Annotated in this window: 19 protein-coding genes and 1 tRNA gene; 8 read left to right on the top strand and 12 right to left on the bottom strand. The window is 59.5% G+C overall.

All coding sequences use genetic code 11. The annotated features are described in order from the left end of the window. Positions 1-13: 13 nt before the first annotated feature. The 4 genes from ACZYHG_RS25510 (at position 14) to ACZYHG_RS25495 (ending at position 5,236) form a co-directional block, all read left to right on the top strand. Entirely contained in the window at positions 14-3,805 is a 3,792-nt protein-coding gene (locus tag ACZYHG_RS25510) for a beta strand repeat-containing protein (protein ID WP_464610890.1), read from the top strand. Positions 3,806-3,874: 69 nt separating this feature from the next. Then, complete coding sequence (locus ACZYHG_RS25505) at positions 3,875-4,267, top strand: hypothetical protein (protein WP_464610889.1); 393 nt, start codon at positions 3,875-3,877, stop codon at positions 4,265-4,267. A 44-nt stretch (positions 4,268-4,311) separates the two neighbouring features. Beyond that, positions 4,312-4,914, top strand: a complete 603-nt coding sequence (locus tag ACZYHG_RS25500; RefSeq protein ID WP_464610888.1) for a hypothetical protein — start codon at positions 4,312-4,314, stop codon at positions 4,912-4,914. Between the two features lie 49 nt (positions 4,915-4,963). Next, positions 4,964-5,236, top strand: coding sequence for a curli assembly protein CsgF (locus ACZYHG_RS25495; protein ID WP_464610887.1), 273 nt, complete (start codon positions 4,964-4,966; stop codon positions 5,234-5,236). Between the two features lie 6 nt (positions 5,237-5,242). On the opposite strand, the gene ACZYHG_RS25490 is transcribed toward ACZYHG_RS25495, so the two are convergent. Then, positions 5,243-5,695 (bottom strand): hypothetical protein, encoded by a 453-nt coding sequence (locus tag ACZYHG_RS25490; RefSeq protein WP_464610886.1) that lies wholly within the window; start codon positions 5,693-5,695, stop codon positions 5,243-5,245. Between the two features lie 122 nt (positions 5,696-5,817). On the opposite strand from ACZYHG_RS25490, the gene ACZYHG_RS25485 reads away from it, so the two are divergent. Both ACZYHG_RS25485 and ACZYHG_RS25480 read left to right on the top strand, forming a co-directional pair. Further along, a complete protein-coding gene (locus ACZYHG_RS25485) occupies positions 5,818-6,054 on the top strand; it encodes a hypothetical protein (protein WP_464610885.1) in 237 nt (78 codons plus the stop codon). Positions 6,055-6,805: 751 nt separating this feature from the next. Then, complete coding sequence (locus tag ACZYHG_RS25480; protein ID WP_464610884.1) at positions 6,806-7,162, top strand: hypothetical protein; 357 nt, start codon at positions 6,806-6,808, stop codon at positions 7,160-7,162. A gap of 203 nt (positions 7,163-7,365) precedes the next feature. Here the strand turns inward: ACZYHG_RS25480 and ACZYHG_RS25475 are convergent, their stop codons facing one another. Then, a complete protein-coding gene (locus tag ACZYHG_RS25475; protein ID WP_464610883.1) occupies positions 7,366-7,896 on the bottom strand; it encodes a Ros/MucR family transcriptional regulator in 531 nt (176 codons plus the stop codon). 602 nt (positions 7,897-8,498) lie between these two features. Between ACZYHG_RS25475 and ACZYHG_RS25470 the strand changes: the two genes are divergently transcribed. Continuing rightward, on the top strand, positions 8,499-9,503 hold the full coding sequence (locus ACZYHG_RS25470) for a hypothetical protein (protein ID WP_464610882.1): 1,005 nt from the start codon (positions 8,499-8,501) through the stop codon (positions 9,501-9,503). A gap of 1,508 nt (positions 9,504-11,011) precedes the next feature. Here ACZYHG_RS25470 and ACZYHG_RS25465 read toward each other — a convergent pair. The 8 genes from ACZYHG_RS25465 to ACZYHG_RS25430 form a co-directional block, all read right to left on the bottom strand. After that, positions 11,012-12,052 (bottom strand): hypothetical protein, encoded by a 1,041-nt coding sequence (locus tag ACZYHG_RS25465; RefSeq protein ID WP_464610881.1) that lies wholly within the window; start codon positions 12,050-12,052, stop codon positions 11,012-11,014. Continuing rightward, the gene (locus tag ACZYHG_RS25460; RefSeq protein ID WP_464610880.1) at positions 12,053-12,400 is read right to left on the bottom strand and encodes a hypothetical protein; all 348 of its coding nucleotides are present in this window, start codon (positions 12,398-12,400) and stop codon (positions 12,053-12,055) included. It lies immediately after the preceding gene. Positions 12,401-12,625: 225 nt separating this feature from the next. Further along, entirely contained in the window at positions 12,626-13,318 is a 693-nt protein-coding gene (locus ACZYHG_RS25455) for a DUF4145 domain-containing protein (RefSeq protein ID WP_464610879.1), read from the bottom strand. Positions 13,319-13,416: 98 nt separating this feature from the next. Beyond that, positions 13,417-13,493: transfer RNA gene (locus tag ACZYHG_RS25450), tRNA-Pro, on the bottom strand. Between the two features lie 54 nt (positions 13,494-13,547). After that, positions 13,548-14,807, bottom strand: coding sequence for an O-antigen ligase family protein (locus tag ACZYHG_RS25445; RefSeq protein WP_464610878.1), 1,260 nt, complete (start codon positions 14,805-14,807; stop codon positions 13,548-13,550). Further along, positions 14,804-16,339 (bottom strand): undecaprenyl-phosphate glucose phosphotransferase, encoded by a 1,536-nt coding sequence (locus tag ACZYHG_RS25440; protein ID WP_464610877.1) that lies wholly within the window; start codon positions 16,337-16,339, stop codon positions 14,804-14,806. Before ACZYHG_RS25440 ends, ACZYHG_RS25445 begins: the two co-directional genes overlap by 4 nt. Positions 16,340-16,429: 90 nt before the next feature. Next, positions 16,430-17,560: a glycosyltransferase gene (locus ACZYHG_RS25435; protein WP_464610876.1), complete on the bottom strand. Its 1,131-nt coding sequence runs from the start codon at positions 17,558-17,560 to the stop codon at positions 16,430-16,432. A 10-nt stretch (positions 17,561-17,570) separates the two neighbouring features. After that, positions 17,571-18,134: a polysaccharide biosynthesis/export family protein gene (locus ACZYHG_RS25430; RefSeq protein ID WP_464610875.1), complete on the bottom strand. Its 564-nt coding sequence runs from the start codon at positions 18,132-18,134 to the stop codon at positions 17,571-17,573. 259 nt (positions 18,135-18,393) lie between these two features. On the opposite strand from ACZYHG_RS25430, the gene ACZYHG_RS25425 reads away from it, so the two are divergent. Continuing rightward, entirely contained in the window at positions 18,394-20,703 is a 2,310-nt protein-coding gene (locus tag ACZYHG_RS25425) for a GumC family protein (RefSeq protein WP_464610874.1), read from the top strand. 28 nt (positions 20,704-20,731) lie between these two features. Here ACZYHG_RS25425 and ACZYHG_RS25420 read toward each other — a convergent pair whose 3' ends face one another. Next, on the bottom strand, positions 20,732-21,565 hold the full coding sequence (locus tag ACZYHG_RS25420; RefSeq protein ID WP_464610873.1) for a GNAT family N-acetyltransferase: 834 nt from the start codon (positions 21,563-21,565) through the stop codon (positions 20,732-20,734). 5 nt (positions 21,566-21,570) lie between these two features. After that, positions 21,571-22,317, bottom strand: coding sequence for an aspartate/glutamate racemase family protein (locus ACZYHG_RS25415; RefSeq protein ID WP_464614785.1), 747 nt, complete (start codon positions 22,315-22,317; stop codon positions 21,571-21,573).

The raw sequence follows: 22,317 nt of genomic DNA, 5'->3' as shown, positions 1-22,317 counted from the left end.
GAGGAATTACCAAATGACGCGTTCCAAACTGTTCCGGGCCAGCCTGTTGGCCAGCGCGGCGATTGTGCCGATGACGGGGGCCGCCCTGGCGGGCAACACGGCCTTTATCGGCCAGCTGGACGACAGCAATCTTGCCTATCTGTCGCAGGACGGATCAAACACCGGCTTCATCTACCAGCACGGCACCGGGAACGTCTTCTTGCCCCTGGACGGCTCGAACAATCCTTCTGTGGCGCAGACTGGCACCAATACGCTGGGTGTAGAACAACTCGGTGATGGGAACTTCATTGGAGGCGTGTTCCATCAGGATGGCGATAACGTCGCGGGTCTGGCCCAGTTCGGCGAGCACAACCTTGTCAACAGGTTCCTGCAGACAGGCAACAACCGAGCGGCGATCTTTCAGGGCGGATACTCCAACTTGGCGCAGAACGAGCAACAAGGCTCCAACAACGACACCGGTATCATCCAGCTCAATCCCAATTCGAGCAAGGTCGGCAATTATGCCTTCAGCACCCAGCTCTCCGGTCCAAACGTGATCGCCTCAGATTCATTCTCCGGTATTCTGCAGGGGGGCTCCAATAATGTGGCCTCGAACGCGCAGAGCCAGCAGAAAGGGTCCGCCGCGGCGGTCGCGCAAAGTGGCGATAACAATCAGGCCTACAACAGTCAGTTCATCGATACCTACAATACGCCAGCCTTGATCTCGCAATATGATATCGGCCACGGCAATAAAGCCGGCATCGTGCAGGTCGGCAACGACAATCTCGGCATTAACAGCCAGGATTCCAGCACCAGCGGTCTTGTCGCCATCATCCAGGGTGGCGAAGGCAATAAAGGCTACAATTTGCACATTGGCGGAACGGACAATGACGCGGCCATCGCGCAGTTCGGCGACGACAATACGGCGACGAATCTGAGTCGAGACGGTGGGCATATCGGTACCGGCAATAAGGCCGGTATTCTTCAGATCGGCGACAGCAACAACGCCGTGAACAATTCGCAGAACGGTTTCGGCGACGTCGCCGGCATCGTTCAGGTGGGCGACAGCAATACCGCATTCAACAGTCAGGTGGGCGCCGCAACGGACGTCGCCGTTCCGGGTGTCGGCACGACCGGCAACACCGCACTCATCTTGCAGCATGGCATCGGCAATGGAGCCACCAACCTGCAGCTTGCTCAGCTCGAGGGCGGCAACAACAAGGCCGGCATCGTCCAGGACGGAACCGGCAACATCGGTCTCAACACCCAGACAGGCGGCAAGAACAACGTCGCGGGCATCGTTCAGTTCGACACGTCGAACACCGGCATCAACACGCAGACCGGCGGCACCGACGCCACCGCGCTCATCGTCCAGGGTGGCACAGGCAACTTCGCTTCCAACAGCCAGATCAATGTCGATCCGACTTCGGCGGCGGTGATCCAGGGTGGCACCGGCAATGTCGGTGCCAACAACCAGGACACTGTCATCAACTCGAACGCCCTGATCATCCAGACAGGCAACTCCAACTTCGCTACGAATACGCAGTCCGTTTACACTGATGTGACACCGAACATCCCTGGCGACACGCTGAACGCAGCTACGATCCAGGCGGGCGCCGGCAACATCGCCGTCAACTTCCAGCAAGGTGGTGACAACAACGCCGGCATCGCCCAGTTCGGCGACAGCAACTTCGCATCCAACTCGCAGATCGGCGCCAAGCTGAATGCCGGGATCATTCAGGTCGGGTCTTCGAATGCGGCGGTGAACACACAGGATCTGACCGGTAGCGACAACGCCGTCATAGCCCAGTTCGGTACGTCCAATGCGGCCACCAACACACAGGGTGGGACTGGCGGAACGTTCGCCAATGCTGCCATAGTACAAGGCGGCGATAACAACGTGGCGTCCAACACGCAGATAAATGGCGGCTCCGTCACGGCTGATCTTCCCAACCAGGCGGGCATCGCCCAATTCGGCTCGTCCAACACGGCAACGAACTACCAGCAGGATGGCTACAACAATCAGGCAGCGATCCTGCAGGGTGGCTCCAACAACCTAGCCAGCAACGTGCAGACCGGTTTGACCACGGCAGGCGCCGACGACACAGGCAACGCCGCGGTCATCGCGCAGTTCGGCGACGGCAATACGGGGTCGAACATCCAGACGGCGGATGCCGCTCAGGCGGGGCTTTCGGCAGGCGTGCTGCAGATTGGCGACGGCAATCAGGGCTTCAACGTTCAGACCGGCGGCCAGGACAATTCGGCCGGCATCGTGCAGGCCGGCAACAACAATAAAGGCACCAACCTGCAGTATGGCGGCTCGACGGATGCATCCGCAGCCATCGTACAGCTTGGCAGCGGCAACGTCGCGCTCAACGACCAGAGCGGCGTCGACCCGACCTCGGCGCTGATAGTCCAGGGTGGAAGCGGCAATGTCGGTGCCAACACGCAGACGGCAGTGGTCGACTCGGACGCGACCATCCTGCAGTTCGGGACTGGCGGGCTCGCAAACACTGCCTTCAATATCCAGAGCGGCGTTATCGACTCCAGCGCATTTGTCGCGCAGTTCGGCAGCGGCAATGCGGCGGTCAACCTGCAGCAGAATGGCAGCTCGGGTGTCACGGCCGGAATTGTCCAGGTCGGCAACAACAACCAGGCATTTAATACCCAAGGCAATTCACAGACGGTTACGCTGGGGATACCAGATGGCTCGGCACAACTTGGAACAGCGCGCCAGTTTCTTCTCGCGGGGCCCTCAAACTATTGGGCATATGGGGTGAATTGGTCCAATGCCGGATTGACCGGCACCGACGATGCGCCCGCTCAGGCTTCCATCGCGGCAGTCGTGCAAAATGGCGACGGCAACTTCGCAGCCAACAGCCAGGTCGGAAAGGTCATCATTCCAGACCAGCTAACCGCTCACGCCACCGCCTCGCTGTACGTCAAGAAGGTCTCCGATGGATCATCGGCACCCGGCAGTATTGTGAGCGGGATCAACTCGCTTGTCGGATCCGGACTCTCGACGGCGGCCGTTTCCACCATCCAGGCTATAGGCAACCTGCTTCCCGAAGTTGTCGTTCCGACGATCGCGTCGGCAGCGGCTGTCGTCCAGGACGGCGACGGAAACTTCGCGACCAACTCGCAAGTTGGTGCTGCGGCTTCGCTGGCGGCGAGCGTCCAGATCGGCGACGGCAACGCGTCTATCAACTCGCAGGAACTTACGGCAGGTGTCCTTGCCGGCACTTTCCAGCAAGGCAATGGCAACCTGGCAGTCACGACGCAGCAGGCCGCTCTGGCTTCGGCTGCCGGCACGGTCCAGAACGGCAACGGCAACCAAGCTTACACCACGCAGTCCGGTGATCTCGATCTGACCAACATCAACTCGCTCGATGATGTAGCGAACCTGCAGGTTGCTTCGGCCGACCTTTCGCTGACCACTCAGATCGGCGACAGCAATCTGGCGATCACCTCGCAGAAGGGCTCGAATAACCAGTCAGCGACGGTTCAGCACGGTAGCCAAGACTGGGCGGTCACAGCGCAATCGGGGACGGGGAGCTCGTCGCTCATCGTTCAGGACGCTGACAACTCTGGTGTTTCCGTGTTGCAGTCAGGCTCTTCGCAGTCGTCGCTTGTCGCTCAGGCAGGCGACTACAGCTTCGCCTACATAATCCAGGACGGCAGTTCGAACAGTTCGACGGTGCTGCAAAATGGTGTTGGTGCCGGGTCGAACCCGAACATCGCCTCCGTTACCCAGCACAACAGCGGCAACAATTCGCTGGTCATGCAGTCGGGCCGCGGCAACGTGGCCGCGATCGTCCAGAACTAGACTTCAATCATGTGGGGCGCGCATGCGTGCCCCACATCTCTTTCAGTCCACAAGCAAGGGAGGCTGCGGATGGTATGGAAAACCGGCTTTCTGGCAAGTGCTCTTGTTCTCGGCGGCAACACAGGTGCCTTTTCCATGGATAGCCAGACCCTCGACGCCAGGATTCTCGACAGCCGCGTTGTAAAATGCGGTGTCACGATCGAAAGCGGCGCCATTGTCAGGATCAGGCCGTTCATCGAGACGAGCGAGAGCCTTTCAGGCAAGTTCGCCATCACCGTGCATGGCCGTTCGGGGTCGAATAAGAGTTTCAACACCCAGACCGTCAGTTTTCCAGGCAACAATCTCATCGCCATTGGACAGCCGACTAGCATGAGCATCGAGATGGTCGCCACATCCCAGGGCAGGGAACTCTGCCGGCTCTCGCAAAATATCGACTTCGACGCACAGGGCATCCGGACCTGACGAATTTGCAACCACGTGCCTTCGGGCATTGCAAGGAGAGAAAGATGGACAGACTGGGCAGATGGAGCAAGGCGCTTGGCCGTGCCGCAGTCGTTTCGGTCTCTGCGCTGGTTGCAGTGTCTGCTTCGGCCGAGGATTTGCTGGTCGAGAGTTCGCCCAATGCCGAAGCCACGCTCAATGTGCTGATGCAGCCGATCAGCCCGTTCATCCTGGGCCAGGCCCAGACCACGACCTCGATCGCGCAGATCGGCGACACCAATCACGCCATGTCATCCGTCGAGGGCGCCAGCAACCTGTCCTCCATCAACCAGGGCGGCACCAACAACCGCGCGGTACAGTCGATCCAAGGCAGCAATTCCGCTCTGCTGCTGGTTCAGGGGGGCACCGACAACAACGTGCTGCAGGCGAGCCAGGGTGACCGGAATTTTCAGCTCGTGGGCGTCTCGGGCAGCAACAACAATGTTGCCTTCTTGCAGAAGGGAAGCGATCTCGCCGGCGCCCTTGATGTGACCAATGCCAGCAATTCTACCGTTCTAGCGATCCAGACCCCGCAATCGGGAAACTATCTCATGCCCAGCGGCCTGCGAGGACTGCAGAACACGGTCGTCATAATCGTTCCCGGTCGCATGTATGTCATCCCAAAGTGACGTATCCCGCAGCCCGGCAGGACAAAGAGCAGGAAAGGATGACTTGATCATGCTACGCACCATTGTGCTCGCCATCGGCCTTGCGGCAGTCGCCTTGAGCGGCGCCGCGACGGCGTCCGAACTCGTATACAAGCCGGTGAACCCAACCTTCGGCGGCGATCCGCTCAACGGCAACTGGCTACTCTCGCAGGCGACCGCGCAAACAAAGAGCGGTGGCTCGCCGGGGTTCTCGATAGATTTCCCCGATTTTGGCGGCATTCCGCAGCCCGATCCTAATCCAACGGACCTGCCGCCCGTTACGGGTGACGGGACCGGCAATTGACGAATTCTACCAGAGGTCTAAATGGCCGGCAACGCTCGGCCTTCTGCTCTGGAAGTTCGAGCGCTGGTTTATGATCGCGACGTTGCTGCGGCCCTGCTGGAAAACCAGGGCCTGGTGTCGCGAGCCGCTTTGCACAAGAGAAGCCGTGTTCTCGATTCCGATCTGGCGGATGAGTCCCACATTCCCGACCCCGTCCTGCGTGATCGAGGCATTGTCAGCATCGCCGACCTGCCACATCAATGCGAGATTGCCGCGCTCCGGTCTCAATGAAGACATTGAGGCAGCCACTTGGAACATCGGCTTCACTATGTCCCTGGTGCTGACTGTCGCGAACGATTGCGAATAAGAACCAGAGTCGCCGATCTGGTCTACATATGCTGGAGAACGCATATCAGAGGCCTGCACATTGCTGGACACTACGACGACAAAGGCAGCGTAAATCGTTGAATTTATTCTCATGGCCCGCCCCAAATTGCAGAACGGACAGTATCTACCACAAGATAATTTATCGTTTACCGCTGGAATTTGCAGGTCTTTAAGTGGGAAAAATCTGGCGTGCTTGATCCAACTGGCGCTTGTTGATGATGATCAGCCATCAAGAGCATCGTCTTGAAACGACGAAGGGCGGCGCGAACCGGCAGATCCATAAGCTTGGCTGTCACGCAAAACGCTTCTTCGCAAACGGCGGAGCCTTAGCCCCCCGACCAGACGACTTGGGATCGGCAATCGAAGCCTATCGGCCAAGCCCGATGAATGGCTGTGGTTTTCTGTGGGAAGGTTCCGTCTCGACCGAGCATTCCGGCCGGCCGGACGTTTAGGCTTCCCACCGCGCGAAGCAGACAGAGATTGGACATGTCGATGACGATAGCTGCGCTGGCGTCATGTTGCGGCGAAGTCAGTAGCTTCTGTCAACTTGACTTGCCCGGCATACCCTTGGCGCAAGGGTCACCTCGGGGTTGCGTGCAACGATCGGAAGAATCAACTATTGAGCTGCGTCAGCAGGCGTTCGATACTCCATATGCTGTAGTACTCCTGTTGAAAACACCCTTAAGGGATAGTTTTCTCTCCTGAAGGACGACTTGCGTATGGTCACGCTGAAGGACAGGTTGGCACGCCGGAGCTCCTAGCGTCCGGCTCGGCCCGGCTGCCTATGCTGTCGCCAAGCGTCCCCCGCCAGCAGCCGGGCCTGAGCGGCGGCTCGGCAGCAACCCGGCACGTCGCACTTACGGGATGCGAGTTTGTAAAAATGCGCTTGTATCTGTGCCGGCAATTTCTGGGAGGGAAACCAGCTTACCTATTTTGGACGTGATTGCCAGACGGAAGGACTAATTGCCTGCCGGGCGGGGTGAGGGCATCGTGACCAATGCGTTGTGCACGGCCTGCTCGTTCCATGGCTAACATTTCGGGTGCGATTTTCGGCAACCGGCCTTTCGCCTTGTCGCACGCAGACATTGGCTACGCGGCCGACGCGTTCACGTTCTGCATTCTTAAGCCGTCGGCGATGCGGACGCACACAGCATATCTGCGCTGCCGCCAGTGCATTTCCCGGCCATAGCGAGATTGGTGTGGATGTCGATACTCAGCTTCATATCCAGACATCCATCGCGTGGGCGACCTGCGGGTGTCGTGCGGTTCGATTTTCTGGCAATGGTTTTCGACAAATTTGCTGCCGAGATGGATGCCGAGAAAGAAGACCTCATAAAACGCCATGGAAGCAGTGTCACCAACGCCGCTTTCCTTGCCGAGGCGATTGAGAACCGTTCCGTGTCATCAGATCACTCGTTGCAACTTAGCAAGATGACAAACTTGATCTTGAGCTACGAACGGCGGATCGCGATGCTGTCACACCAGACAGACGCGGTGCGAGAATTTCGCGCTTCAATGCATAACCTGCTTGACGACGAGACAGCGTGTCGGAATGTATAGATACGGCGACGGCGGCGACGACCGATGCCACCAAAACGAGTCTATCTACAGGGCATCTCGAAAGCTTTTTGAACTTTCTGCCCAGCGCCCCCCTGCTGAAGTGCACGTGCTTATGAGCGAGACTGGTTCGTCTGAATGGGCAGTGGCGCGAGCTTGATAAGAGCCCTCATTGGAGCGGTCTCTCGGTAGGCCGTTAGGCGGGACTACGCTTTGGCAGACGTCTTGCGCGCCTTCTTCAACGGCGACTTGACCGCAGCCGCAGTTGTTCGCTTTGCAGCCGCACGCACGACGGGTTTCTGTCTTTCTGTCACAGCGGCTGTTGGAGCCGGCGCCTTGCGCCCGAGCCCAATCGATTTCGCCAGGGCCGAGCGGGTGGCTGCGTAGTTGGGCGCCACCATCGGATAGTCGGCCGGTAGGTTCCACTTCTGCCGATATTGATCGGGGGTCAGGTTAAAATGGTGGAGATGTCGCTTGAGCGATTTGAATTTCTTTCCGTCTTCCAGGCAGATGATGAAGTCCGGTGTCACTGACTTCTTGATCGATACGGCCGGTTCCGGCTTGACCATGGGCTCCACCACCGGCGTGCCGATGCCATTCAGGGCGGCATGGATATCACCAATCAGCTTCGGCAACTCGCCAACCGGCACCGGATTGTTCGATACATAGGCAGCGACGATGTCAGCCGTTATCGACACGTTATCCAGTCGGTTATGTTGTTCGAGAGCGGAGGTCATACAATTTCCTTTTACTGCACCGGATGAATTTTATTGGACCGGATGAATTGATGGCGATTGTTTTGCCTGTCTTGCCCACGAGAGGAAAATAGTACGTTTCTATGTAAAATCCACACGTCCTGCTCAACATTCTACGACAAAGCCTCGCCGTCACGGGACTGCCCTGGAACGGCTGCCGCTACGGCAAATATGGTGTTCGCTGCCGTGACCGGCTCGAGGCGGGACATGGGCGACAACCCAAAGATCGATCTCTCACGACATAGCTTGCCCTCGGTTGCCCGAGCCAGTTGTCCGGGAGGCTGGCCGAGGTTGTGCAAAATACGTCCCGCGGCCGCGCGGGTCAGTCTGTCGGCTGACGGCTTGAGATGGTAACTCAAAGTACAGTAACCTCGAAGTGGAAAAACCGTAAGGAGCCACTATCTCTACGCCTTTTGAGCAACCTAAGCCATATTAGGTATTAGGCGTAAATGTCGGGAACAATCCCAGCAAGCGTAAGTTATCCTTTCGTGAGATGACATCATACAGCAGAATTCTATGGCACTGATCACTGCAAGCAAGACCGCAATGGCATGCCGTTTAAGTGAAGCAGCGAGGATCACGCGGTGGCGTTCAGAGATGGATCTTTTTCAGGCCCCCAACACAATAAGCGTGCGGCCTTGCATCGTTTTAACTTGCCTCACTGGAGGTGGAGTGCCATCCCTGTATGCATTTTTCTTCTGTGGGTAATCTCTCCCGCAGACGATGGCGCCGAAACGAAGCAGCTTGTCGCGGCGCAGAGCGAATTGGCGGCGGCAAGAGCGCAACTGGTCTTGATGCAGCGCGACAAAGGCAACTCCATCGCGCAGGCCCATACAGCTGCGGACACAGCGGCACAGCAAGGACGAGCGTTGAGGAATGCGGCTCAACAGAACCAAAATATCGCACTCGACCTAGAAGTGTCTTACGGCGTTATTACAGGCTTAAAAGCAGAAGCTGTTCTTTCCGAGGAAGCGCGTAATTCCATGGCGGCTTCACTCGCCCAGGCGAATCGAGCGTTTGACCAGGAACGCCGCAGGGTAGAGCTCACCTGGCGCGAGCTCGCCCTAGCCCGGCAAGCCGGCGACGCCAATAAGACTAGTGCGGATCAGGCCGCGATCGAACTGGCCGGCGCTGTAAAGGGCCGACAGGTCGCCGAGGCTAACTTAAAGCTGTCCAACAATGCATTGCAGCATTCATTGCAAGTTGCGCGCGCTCAGACGGACCTGGCCGCGCGTGATCTCGACGTTGCTCATCAGGAACGCGACGCGGCAAGGCAGGCCGCTGCCGTACAACGCTCTGCTCTGGAGCAAGAGCGCAAAAAGGCCATTGGAATGGCCATCAACCTCAGTGCCGCGCGCAGCGCGATCGATCTCGTCAAATCGCAAAGTGCGCGTCGTAGCGCGCGTATCGGGCGGGCAATCGAAGCGGATGTTGCTGCAATTCCACTGGCTAGCCAGTCGGCCCGCCAACGCAGCTCGCCTGAAAAAGGCAAGTCAAAGGTCCAGAAATCGTCAAAACGGGTTGTGGTAGCGACGACGATTACCCTCCCGGACGCATTGCTCCCGACTACGCAGGGCCCTCGACAGTGAAGCTGATAAGCGCCCGGCGAAAATCGAACCTACGCCGCTGGAGGAAACCTTCAATGTACAAATACGTGGCAGTAGCGATGATGATCGGAATGGCTAAACCTGCCTGGGCCCTTGACGTGGGTGGTGGCGGCAAGGTTGGCGGGCTCGGAGTCGGTGCTGGAGTGAGCGTCGGTTCACAAGGTGCCTCTGTGGGGGCCGGTGCGAGCGTCGATGGTGTGGGTGGCGCAAACATCGGGGGATCGGTCGGCACGGGCAACGGGTCCGTCGGCGTAGGCGTTGATGCTGGCGGCAACCTGGGGAGCAAAAGCGCAGGCGTGTCGACTGGTGCTGGCGGTTCGGCTGCCGCTAAGGCGTCTGCCGCAGGCAGCCCAGCCCCGGATAACGGGGCCAATGTGTCGGCCAATGGCACCAAGCCTGGCATCAACCTGCCGTCCACTTTAAGGCCTTCCGATGCTGGACGCGGCGAGTTCGGGCGGGTTTCAATCGGCTATCCCTTTGGACCGTTGGCATCCCTGAAAGCGAAACCTGGGACCCCGCCTGAAGTCGTGAGTGCCTGCCGAGCGGCGATCGTGTCTGCCGCGAAGCCGCTCGGTGCCGTGCATGTAAACGTGGTTAGCGCTGGTCCAATACGCCAATCTCAAGCCGCGCTGATGGCACCGATCAAGGTGCGAATACAGTACGCAAACCAAGGCGGCCTCCAGGTGCGACAGTCGGAAGTCATTTGTCGCCTCGATAGGGCGCGAAGAGTCGTTGCAGTAACATAGCAAGCAAGCGCCGACCGCAGAACCTCGCGCCGGACCGGTGCAGCCTCCCACGACCGGGTGAACGCACCTGCTGACGCTCGCGAAAAGAGCTTCTTCAGCGCAGCAGTTGCCGCTTTCGAGAATGCCCGGCATCGTGTAGTTGGGATGTAGGACGCCGGGCCTAGGCCGGCGGGCAATTTGGGTGCCAGCTGATGCCCGTTAAGCAGGTTGCGCCTTACGTCGTGAGCGTATTCGAAAAACCGCACTGCCGCACGGTGCTCACACCAAGGATAAGCAGAAATCATTCGATCTCGCAAAGGAGATCGGTCCAAGGTGCGGGTGCAGGAGATCACGCCGAAGGAAAATAAGCGCCAGAATTGGTGGATCAGCTTGGCGACTCGCGCGCCAGCACCAGGATGAATGTCCTTGGTTGATGGCAAAGTCCCAAAACCAGAGCGCCATCCAGCGAAAATAGAAGAGCGAAAAGCGCATCACATTATTATAAATTCGACGATATTTGGATGTTCCGCGAGAAAAATCTCTCGCTTAATCTTTCTTACTCCCATTGGTCCAACCTTTTGAAGTCGGCTCGAAGCTCGCAATTTCGCGACATCACAATCTGTCAGCTACCCAAGCAGCTTACCCCGTGCTGATCTCCAGCAAGGCCAGGACGGCAGGGTTCTGCGTAACCCATTGCATTTGTTAACACGACGAACATCAATCCGGTCCACAAGCCCTTGACCGGTGCTCAAACGCTCGAACTTGCTAATGGAAATATCGATTTCGTATCGTTGGATATCGGATGAGTGTCCTCTCCAGTTCAAGTGACGAAAAATGGAGCTGCTCTATTGATCGCTTGCCGCATACAGCGTCGAGTTTGTCATAGAGTGTGGCGTCGATGAGTCCAGTCGTGAAGACCCCGAAACCTTGCGCTCCGTAGTGGTCGAGCATATCCCCTACATCCACGAGCTTGGTCGCCGTTAAAGACGAACCATTCCCGATAAGCTTGCATTGAAATATCCACTTATTGGGTTTGAATCCTGGCTGGCTAGGGATGTCGTGTACCTCGATGTCCCTGCCACCATCTCTCGACCTCGACTTGCCGAGTTTGCGAATTGTGTCGGCATCGAATTTCGGATGCATGAAGATGACGTCGTAACACAGCTGCTCAAACTGCTCGTCAGTGATCTTTGTCCAGTCGTAATTCAAATTGTCAGAAAGACCCACACTGGCTGCCAACTCATGGGCTACCCCAGCCACGAAGGTGTGAATGCTTTTTGTCGTAACGAGATTAAGGGGAGCGACATCGTACAAGACATGCCAAAAATCTCGATCGCCCACGACAACCAGGGTGCCGCTCGGATCAACTAAGCAATCTTCGCGTCGGCTTTGCGACTGATCGTAACGAAGATGTTCCCAACGTGGCGAATAAGTGAACGAGGCCTCATGCCAGAGGAACGGATCATGCCAGGCGTCTTCATCTTTGCGTAAAGCGAAACTGGCGCATACGCGCGATTTAAAATATTGACTCATGGGGAAGTAAGCGAGCAATCCGTCCGACTGGACGAACGATTTACCATCCATGGTCAGAACTCGACCAGGAATAAAATCCGTAAAGTTGTATTTTTGTCTCGTCACTTGAAATAATCGACCCGGCTCTACACCGCGAGGGATTAGCCAGCTATCAATGGAGCAATAGCTTGCCGCATCTAACAGGCCACTGAAGCCGCTTTTGTAAAATCCAATTTGTCTCTCCGGGAATTTTGCAAGTTCTTCTGTGTATCGATCTGGAGCGTCTTCTTTCATCTAGGCGTAGGCGCCGTATACAAGATTGGCTAGGTAGTCATCGACAATCTGAGGGACAAGCGGAGATATCTCGTCTATTGCCAATTCATAATCATCAACGATTGCTCTCGTTTTTTGCCACCGAACGAATTCTGCTTGGTCCGTTTCATCCAATTCGCGAAACAGGATGACGCAATCATATAGGACCTCTTTAAAATTCGGGCCGGGGCGGTAGACTGTCAGTTTCAACCTCATCCGATGGGAACCCTCGGGAAAGTCTTCCTCCACTTCTACATTTCCGCAGGCTTCCGCGATCCTCTCCGCGGCCCAAGAGGCATCAATGAGATCGCTGCATATATCGGCATGCATGTTGGTGACATTGACACTAAGTACGGGGATGTAGACGACGAGTTGGTCAATTCCCGAAAATTCAAGGCATCAAAGTCTTCTTGCCATAAGTCGGCTAGGTTCAAAGAAGGCCAAGCGCTCATTTGTGGGCCTTTCGTCAACGCGGGAGCACAAGAATGTGATGAGCCACCTCCTGCCCACCGCATCGGAGCTTCGAGCATCGAGATATCGCGACAATGTTACCCCTCAGGGCGTCTTTCGCTTAGCAGATTTAGGGGGGATTTTTGCTTGAACCGCAGCCGCTTGTTGTGGATGCACGTATATCGAAGCCACCAGCCATTCCGTCAGATCCATCATCGTTTCCAGTTCGGTAACGCTAGGTTTCCAACTCCGATGCATAGCAGCGTGGCCACCCTCGATAAGGGTTTCACGAAAGAGTCTTTCTGACTTTGGAGGAACGTAGCCTGCAGCCAAAAACGCCTTAACGTTGTCACCGAATGCTCCCTGGTCTCCGACCTTGTCGATCATGATCGTTTCCACGAGGGCGCGGATAGCCATGGCCGCAGATCTTCGAGAATCGTTCTGAAGGGCAGCGTAGATTTCGGCAAGCAGATCGCCGATCGCCGCCTCCGCTTTTGAGCCGAGAGGCCAAATAATGTCTCGAGCCCAAGGCGGCTCACGTCGTGAAAGTGCCGGTGGGTAAAGGCGAACGGTGGGCCCCCCTTGGGGATCATCCTCCGAAAAGAATATCTCGTGACGGAACTGGATGTCCTCACAGCCCGCACATTTAAGCAGATAATAGCTGTCGGATCCGGAGATTGAGTTTCCGTACCCCAGCACGTCCTCCCAATCAGTTCGGTCATGATACGCAATTCGGTGATTCCGTACCCCGCCACACTTGTTGCAGTGTGATTTCTTGATTCCATTGGCGGTGGACACGTGAATTGTCCTTTGTTTCAATTTACCCGGGCCATTACCCCGAAACTAAAAAGTGGTGTCTGAAATCGTGGACTTTGGGGGAAAGTCCTTGTTTTAATTGGTCGGAGTGGCCGGATTCGAACCGACGACCCCTTGACCCCCAGTCAAGTGCGCTACCGGGCTGCGCTACACTCCGGACCGGTCGCGATGTATCGTGATAACCCTGTTCGGGTCAACCGAAATTCGGCGTTTATCGCGCGATCGCCGACACGCCTGGAAATGCCGGCAGCAATTGCCGCTGGTGGCGGTATTCCAGGGCGATCGCGCCCCAGATCAGGCCGAGCAGCAGATACATGTGGCGCCAGTGGTCGATGTCGATGAAGGTGCCGAGCCCGATATTGCCGATGAAGGCGACGTAGGCGCACAGGAGATAGGGCTGCCACGGCCGGTCGCGCAAAAGGATGCGGAACCCGGCTGCGATGGTCCACAAGACGAGCGTCAGGAACGACACGAAGCCGAGCCAGCCATAATCCATCAGCATCTTCAGCCAGATGTCGTGCGTGTCCTCGCCGAACATCTTGCCGAAGACCAGCGGCCCGATGCCGAACGGATGCTCCATCGCCATCTGGAAGCCGATCGTGTAGCGGGCGAAGCGGCCAAGGCGCGCGGTATCGTAGCTCTGCTCCAGATGAGCGCGCTGGGTGAACATGTCCGACACGCCGGGCAATTGCAGGATGACGATGATGGCGATCGTCAGCAGTGCCAGCGCGGCGATGGTCATGATCACCACGCGCAGCCGGAACTTGCCGCTGGCGCTCTGCAGGAACAGGCAGCCGGTGAGCAGCACCGCCGAGACGGCGAACATGCCCCAGGCGCCGCGCGAGAAGGAGAAGAAGATGCCCAATGTGATGATCAGCAGCGGCACCGCCAGCAGCGGCATGCGCGAGATCGAACCGGTCAGGATCAGGTAGAGCAGATAGATGCCGGGCAACACCAGAAAAGGTCCGAAGACGTTCGGATCCTGGAAGGCGCCGGCGGCGCGATCGTATTTGGTGAAGATCTCGGCGCCGGGAAAGGCATGGAAATAGCCGGCTATGCCAAGCAGCGACGTCGCCACCGCCGAGATGACATAGGCATTGAAGATCAGCCGGTAGAGGCCCGGCTGCGTGGCGGTAATCGAGGCGAAGAACACCGCGCTGAAGGCGAGAAACAGCGATACGGAGAGATAGAGCGGCGTGAAGGCGAGGTCCGCCATCTGAGTCATGGAGATCATGCCGCCAATGTTCATCGTCACCAGCAGCACCAGCAGCGGTGCTGTGGCGCGCGAAATCCTCAGGCCAAACAATGCCCAGATGACGATCAGGCCGGCCATGTAGATTTCGTAAGGCGCCGGCTCGCTGATGACGAAACCGGACAAAAGGATGCCGACCACCACCGCACTGGTCGATATCAGCGCGATCAGCTTGGCATTGACCGCGGCCGACGGCAACTCGTGGGAAATCGCGCTCAATAGGCGTTTTCCGTGTTGAGCAGCCGGACCGGTGTCAGGAACAGGATTCTGAGATCGAACAGCAGCGACCAGTTCTCGATGTAATAGAGGTCGTATTCGGTCCGCATGCGGATCTTCTCATTGGTGTCCATCTCGCCGCGCCAGCCATTGATCTGCGCCCAGCCGGTGACGCCGGGCTTGACCTTGTGGCGCGCGAAATAGCCGTCGACCACCTCGTTGTAGAGCAGGTTGTGCGACTGCGCGGCGATCGCATGCGGGCGCGGGCCGATCAGCGACAGCGAGCCCAGCAGCGAATTGACGAACTGCGGCAGCTCGTCAATCGACGTCTTGCGGATGAAGCGGCCGACGCGGGTGACGCGCGGATCGTTCTTGGTCACGGTCTGCTTGGCGGTCGGATCCGAGCGGTCGGTGTACATCGAGCGAAACTTGTAGACCTCGATGATCTCGTTGTTGAAGCCGTGCCGCTTTTGCTTGAACAGCACCGGCCCCTTGCTGTCGAGCTTGATGGCGATCGCGGTTGCCAGCATCACCGGCGAGAAGACGACGATGCCAATGAGGCTGAATATGATATCGAAGGCACGCTTGGCGACCGAATCCCAGTCGTTGATCGGCCTGTCGAAAATATCCAGCATCGGCACCGAGCCAATGAAGGAATAGGCGCGCGGGCGAAACTGCAGCGCGTTGGAATGCGCCGACAAGCGGATATCGACCGGCAGCACCCACAGCTTCTTCAACAGCTGCAGCACACGCATTTCAGCCGTCAGCGGCAGCGACACGATCAGCATGTCGATGCGGGCGATGCGGGCAAACTCAATCAGTTCCGAAATCGTCCCGAGCTTGGGATAGCCGGCAACGATCGGCGGCGAGCGCTTGTCGCCGCGATCGTCGAAGATGCCGCAGATGCGGATATCGTTGTAGGGCTGCTTTTCGACCGAGCGGATCAGTACTTCAGCCGCCTTGCCACCGCCGACAATGACGGCGCGCCGTTCCATGCGGCCATCGCGCGCCCAGCGCCGGATGAGTTTCGACATAACCAGCCTGAGACCGAAGAGGAGAACGAAACCGACTACGAACCAGGTGCCGAACAAAAGGCGTGAATAGTCTTCCGACATCTTCACGGCGAAGGCGGTCAAAGCCATCAGCGCGAAGGCTCCGGCCCAGGCCAGCAGGATGCGGCCGAAATTGGCGATGGGCCGCATCAGCGCGACGACCTGGTAGCAGTCGCTGACGTCGAGCAGCACCACGGCGAGGAACGAGGCTGCGGCCATCGTCAACGGATATTGCCAGGCGAGATAATTGAAGAAACCGACATAGTGGAAATAAACGCCGAGGCCGGACAGGAACAGCAATCCGAATTCGACCATGCGAAGCACGCCGCTGACCATGATCGGCGACATCGTATCGCGCCGGTATTGCGAAGCGACCTGTCGGGCAACGTCATTCATGCCGCCGGGCGTGTCACCTTCGGTCGGGGCCTCGAATTTGCGCACGGCTTCTGGTGAAAAGCGGTGTGCGGGGTCGATCTCGTTCATGGGGGCTGTCCGCAAGCTTCCCCTGACGGAATAGCAAAAGAGAGCTAAGAAACCCTTGAAACAACGCGTGGCTTTGGAAAGGCTTGGGCGCTACCTGTCGAGCGCAGCGAAATAAGCCTTCTCGATTTCGGCGGCCATGACGTCGGCCCCGAAGCGCGCCTTGAGGCTGGCAGTATCGGGCATCAGTCGGCCATAGGCGGCAAGGTCGGCAAGCGCCTCACTCATCTTGTCGGCGAGTTCGACCGGATCGGGGCGAATCAAGGCAGGGGAGCCGGAGCTAAAAATCTCCGGTATGCCGCCGACGGACGTCGCGATCATCGGTCTCGCCGCGGCCAGCGTCTCCAGCACGATATAGGGCATGGCTTCGGCGCGTGAGGGAACCACGACAAGCGCTGCCAGCGCAAAGGCCTCCCTGGCCGGCATTGGCGGCAGGAAGCGGACATTGCCTTGGAGTCCCAGGCGCTCTACCTGCGCGTGGTAGCGCGGCAGGTCATCGCCGTCGCCGACCATTACCGCGCTCAGCGCGCGTCCAAGCTGCGGACCGGCGGCGGCCAGGGCGTCGATAAAGATGTCGGGCCCCTTCAGGTCGCGCATCATGCCGATGTAGAGCAGATCCGCCGCATCGGTACTGGTGATCACCGGCTCGAATTCGGCGGCACGCAGTCCGTTGTAGACCAGAATGTTGGGGATCGGCGGCTCGCCCACCTTCCTGCGATAGGTCCGCCGCTCATAATCCGAGACGAACAGCAGGCAGTCGGTGAAGCGTGCCATGAAGCGTTCGAGCGCAAAGAAAAGCTTTCCCGTGATCGTGTTCTCGTCATAGTGGAGAGAGCCGCCATGCGGCGAATAAAGGCGGGCTACGCGAGACCTTGATATCCGCAACAATGAGCCGAACAGACGGGCATAGGCGCCACCCTTGGCGCCATGCCCGTGCAACACGTCCGGCCGCAATTCCTTGATGATCCTGTAGGTGCGCCGCGCCGAGGCGAGATCGCCCGGGCCGACATGGCGCTGCATTGGCGTGCGATGGATACCGAGCGCCAGCATGTCCTTCATCTGCGCGAACAGGCGCTCCTCGAATTCGCCGCCGGTGGTCGAATCGCAGACGATGCCGACCATATGGCCTGCGGCGACCTGCGCTTCCGTCAGGTCGCGCACATGGCGGAAAATTCCTCCGACGGGTGAGCGAAAGCAGTGGACGATCCTGAGCTTGTCCGCCACGTGGTGTCTGTCAGAACAGGCGTTCGCGGACGTAGACGGTGTCTCCGGGCAGCAGCGGCTCGGATGTGACCACGCGGCCGGTCATCACCTTGCCGTTGATGTCGCGAGTGATGTCGACGCTTTCCTGGTTGGCGCGTGGCGAGAAGCCGCCGGCTATGGCGATGGCTTTCTGCACGGTAAGGCCGGGCACGTAGGAATACTGGCCGGCGGCACCCACTTCACCCATGACGAAGATCGGCCGGTAGCGATCGATCTCGACCGAGACGTCGGGGTCGCGCAGATAGCCTTGTCGCAATTTGTCGGCGATTTCCTTTTCCATCTGCTGTGCGGTGTGGCCACGCGCCGGTATGGCGCCGACAAGCGGGAAGGAGAGATAGCCGGACTGGTCGACGCTGTAGGTGTTGGTCAACCCGTCCTGCTCGAACACGGTGACGCGGATGCGGTCGCCTGCGCCGAGGCGGTAGGGCTGGTCGAGCACCTCGTGGAACGCCGCCGGGGTCGGCCGGTAGCTGGAACAGCCGGCGAGCATCGATACGGCAAGCAGCGCGCGAAAGAGAGAAGCAGTGCTTTTCATGACCGGACACGTACCTTCGGCTGGCCGCTGCAGCATCGCAGCAAACATCTGATATCGAGGTTCGTTATCATCCTGTTAGGGTTAATGGTCGGTAAAGGAGGCGGTCAATGCGGCGCACACCGGCAATGGTTTTGTCGTTTTTTTGCGGGTTTGTTTGCTGCTCGCCAGTAATCCCTAACGGCGTATTACCGCGATCTTAACTACTGGGTTACCATAGTTGTTTACGGTGCGTGCTGACCCAGTTTCGGAGTAGGGATGCATGTCCGTTCAGTCCGCGGCCGCAGATGTTGACGTCGACCTCAGGCAGCTCTTCGCCAGCCTGGCGAGGAACTGGCTGCGCATTCTGGTCTTCGTTCTGGTTGTGACGGGCCTGGCGTTTGCCTTCGCATCATTCGCGACCAAGCACTACAAAGCTCAGACGCAGGTGGAAATCGCCCCGCGTGAATCCGTCTACACCCGTCCGGCCGGCAGCAACAACGACGGCGACAAGCCGATCCTCGACGAGCAAGGCGTTGCCACCCAGGTCCAGATCATTTCGTCCAACGAAATCCTGAAGCAGGTGGCGCAGAAACTCGGTCTGTCGCGGCTGCCTGAGTTCGACGAGACGCTCAACATGTCGAAGCTGAGCCGCGTCCTGATCCTGCTGGGGCTGAAGAACGACCCGATGGATGTTCCAGCCGACGAGCGTGTCTTGAAGAAGATGCGCGAGAGGCTCAACGTCTTTGGCGTTGAAAAGACCCGCATCATTGCCATTGAGTTCTCCTCAGAGGATCCAAAGCTCGCCGCCGCCATCCCCGATGCCATTGCCGCTGCCTATATTGCCGGGCAGGGCGCGGCCAAGAGCGAATCGAACACCGCCGCCGCGGACTTTTTGGCGCCCGAGATCGCCGACCTGTCGAAGCAGGTCAGGGATGCCGAGGCCAAGGTTGCGGCTTACCGCTCGCAGTCCGACCTCCTGATGGGCGGCAACAACGCCACTCTGGCGACCCAGCAGCTGGCCGAGCTGTCGACCGAATTGTCGCGGGTGCGCGCCAACCGCGCCGCGGCCGAAGGCACCGCCGACAGCATGCGCAAGGCGCTGCAGAATGGCGGCTCGCTGGATTCCCTGCCGGAAGTGCTGTCTTCCGACCTGATCCAGCGTTTGCGCGAACGCCAGGCTGAGTTGCGCGCCAACATCGCCGATCTGTCGACGACGATGCTCGACAATCATCCGCGCGTTCGCGCGGCGAAATCACAGTTGGCCGATCTCGACGCGCAAATCCGCAGCGAAGCCCAGAAGGTCATGAAGGGCCTGGTCATGCAGGCCGATGCCGCGAAGGCACGCGAAAGCCAGCTCGTCGCCGACGTCAACACGCTGAAGGCAGCCTCGGCGCAGGCCGGCGAACAGCAGGTCGATCTCGACGCGCTGCAGCGCGATGCCGCCGCCAAGCGCCAGCAGCTCGAGCTTTATCTGACCAATTACCGCGAGGCAGCCTCGCGCAAGGATCGCAACTACGTGCCGGTCGACGCCCGCGTCTCCTCGCCGGCTTCGGTGCCCTCCGAGCCGTATTTCCCCAAGGTCGGGCCGATCGTTGGCGCAGCCGCGGCGGCTTCGCTTCTGCTGGCGGCTGTCTTCACGCTGCTGCGGGAGCTGTTCTCGGGCCGCGCCATGCGCCCGGCCACGGGTACCCGTTTCGCGCCGATCGACGAAGTCGCGATGCCCTCAACTGCCCAACAGGAGCCGGCTGCTCCGGAGCCATCGGCCCGCCTCGAGCCGGCTGCCGCCAGCGAGTTCGCCAGTCGTGCCGCTGAGACGCCGTGGCCTGAAACGGTTGCGGATCCGGAAATGATGCCGATGCAGCCGCTTGCCGCGTCCGAGCCTGTTGCCGAACCTGTTGCCCCGGCAGGACCTGTGTCAAAGGCCGAGCCCATCGCCGAGGCTGTATCAGTCGCCGAGCCGGAGCCCGTCGCAGAGGTCCAGCGGACGCCCTCGGTGCTCGGCGAGATCGACATCGAGAAGGCCGCTGAAAAGCTGATCGCCAGTGGGGCGGCGCGCGCCATATTTGTCTCGCCCGAAGGCGATGAGGCGGCCGCGTCGGCGGTCCTGGTGGCGCGTGAGGTGTCCGATGCCGGCCTGCGCGTCCTGCTGCTCGACCTGACCGCCTCGGGTGCCGCCTCGCGGCCGATGCTGGACAGCGGGCTTTTCCCCGGCATCACCGATCTGCTGGCCTCTCAGGCGCAATTCAGCGACGTGATTCATGCCGATCTCTATTCCGACTGCCACGTCATTCCCGTCGGCACCGCCGATCCGGTCCGCGCCATGCGCGCCGCCGACCGGCTGCCGATCATCATGCAGTCGCTGACCACCGCCTATGACCTTGTGGTGGTCGAATGCGGGCCGGCCGATGCGCAAGGCATCAGCCGCCTGGGCGGCGAGGCCACGGAAGTGTTCCTGTCCATGCTTGAACCGGACGATGAGGTGACGCAGGCGGCCGTCAAGCTGATCGAGAGCGGTTACCCCGACCTGACGCTGGTGACGCCGCTTGGCCACGAACCGCCGGGAAGTCCCGGGCGGCGCTCCGCGGCCTGATAGAACTGCTGTTCTCCGACGCTCGGTACTATCCCAGTTCCAGGCTCGTCACGCCGAATATCCGCTCGGGGCCGAGCTTCGGCGCTCGCCCCTTGTACATTCGCGTGGTGGTGAAGGTCGGTGAGAAACCAGCCGCACCGAGCGCCGATATGAAATCCAGCTTCGTTGCCGGAACGTCGATGTTGAGATCGCCCTCGCAGGCACCCGCCAGGCTTTCAAGCAAGTGCAGCGCGGTCTCCACGCCGTTTGCGAACAAGGGTCCGATCTTGAAGCCATCGCGGCACAAGCGCGCCACCGCATAGCCGTTCGTCCCTTGGGACGTGATTGCCGCCAGCGCATGGTGTGGCGGCTGCAGCCACTGCTGCAGGAACGCGCGCCGGGGCGCGGGAAAGCAATGCGCATCATAGGCGATGATGTCGGGAATGAGCTGCGTGGTAACCGTACGCAGCCGTTCGGCGCTGACGGCTGGTACTGCCGGGCGCCCGCTGTAACGGATGGTCTCATAGATCGGACGGAAGCCTTTGCGCCGATAGTTGCTCTGCTGTTCTTCAACCCCGTCGAGCCCTATCGTGCGGCCTGCGAGCCTTTTCATGCCGGCAGTCCAAACCGCCTTTCCGTAGCCTTTGCCACGCATGTCGGGACGGCAGATGTAAAGGCCGATGAAACCAAATTCTGGACCGTAGGCGACAGCCGAGATTGCCGCGACCATCTCATTGCCGACAAACGCGCCGATGAAGCCTTCCGGATCGGTAGCCTGGAAGGCGGCGGCATCGGCGAGGCCAGGGTTCCATCCCTCGGCGGCCGCCCAGTCGATCAGAACGCTCAGTTCCTGCAGCGACAGTGTGCGGAGGGTCGGTTTCATGGCTCTCATTCCGCGGCGATCATCCCGGGCGAGAAGGATTTCAGCACGCCGCGATAGGGCTTGGCGAGAGGGCTGGCATAGGCGCCGCGCTTGGAGGTCGACAGGCCCAAGGCAATCAACGCTTCCGCCTGCTTCACAGCCGCACCCACGCCGTCGATGACCGGCAAACTGAATTCGCCCTGCAGACGATGGGCAAGATCAGCCATGCCGGCGCAGCCGAGCACGATGGCTTCGGCGCGGTCCTCCTCGATGGCGCGGGCGATTTCGCCGCGCAGTTTCTCGACCGCGCCGGATGCCGGGTCTTCAAGGGAAAGCACGGGAATGTCGGCGGCGCGCACACGGGCGCGCCCGGCCATGCCGTAGCGCTGCACCAGCGCCTCCACGGGCACGCGCGAGCGGTCGGTGGTGGTGACGACGCTGAAGCGCTGGGCGATGAAGGAGGCGAGGCTGAGCGCCGCCTCACAGATGCCGAGGACGGGAATGGCGGCCATGGCGCGGGCAGCGTCCAGCCCGGTGTCGTCGAAACAGGCGATGATGGCGGCTTGAGCGCCTTTTCGCTCGCCGGCGGCGATCTCCATCAAGAGGCCCGGCACAGCCAGTGCCTCGTCATAATAGCCCTCGATCGAGGCCGGCCCCATGGACGAGGTGACGGCGACGATTTCGGTCAGGCCAGCGGCGGCGCCGCGCGCGGCCGCCGCGATCGTCTCGGTCATGCTCGCCGTCGTGTTGGGGTTTACCACCAGGATTTGCAC

Source organism: Mesorhizobium subarcticum, from assembly GCF_055456085.1.
This window is presented reverse-complemented; position numbering and strand designations above follow the sequence as displayed.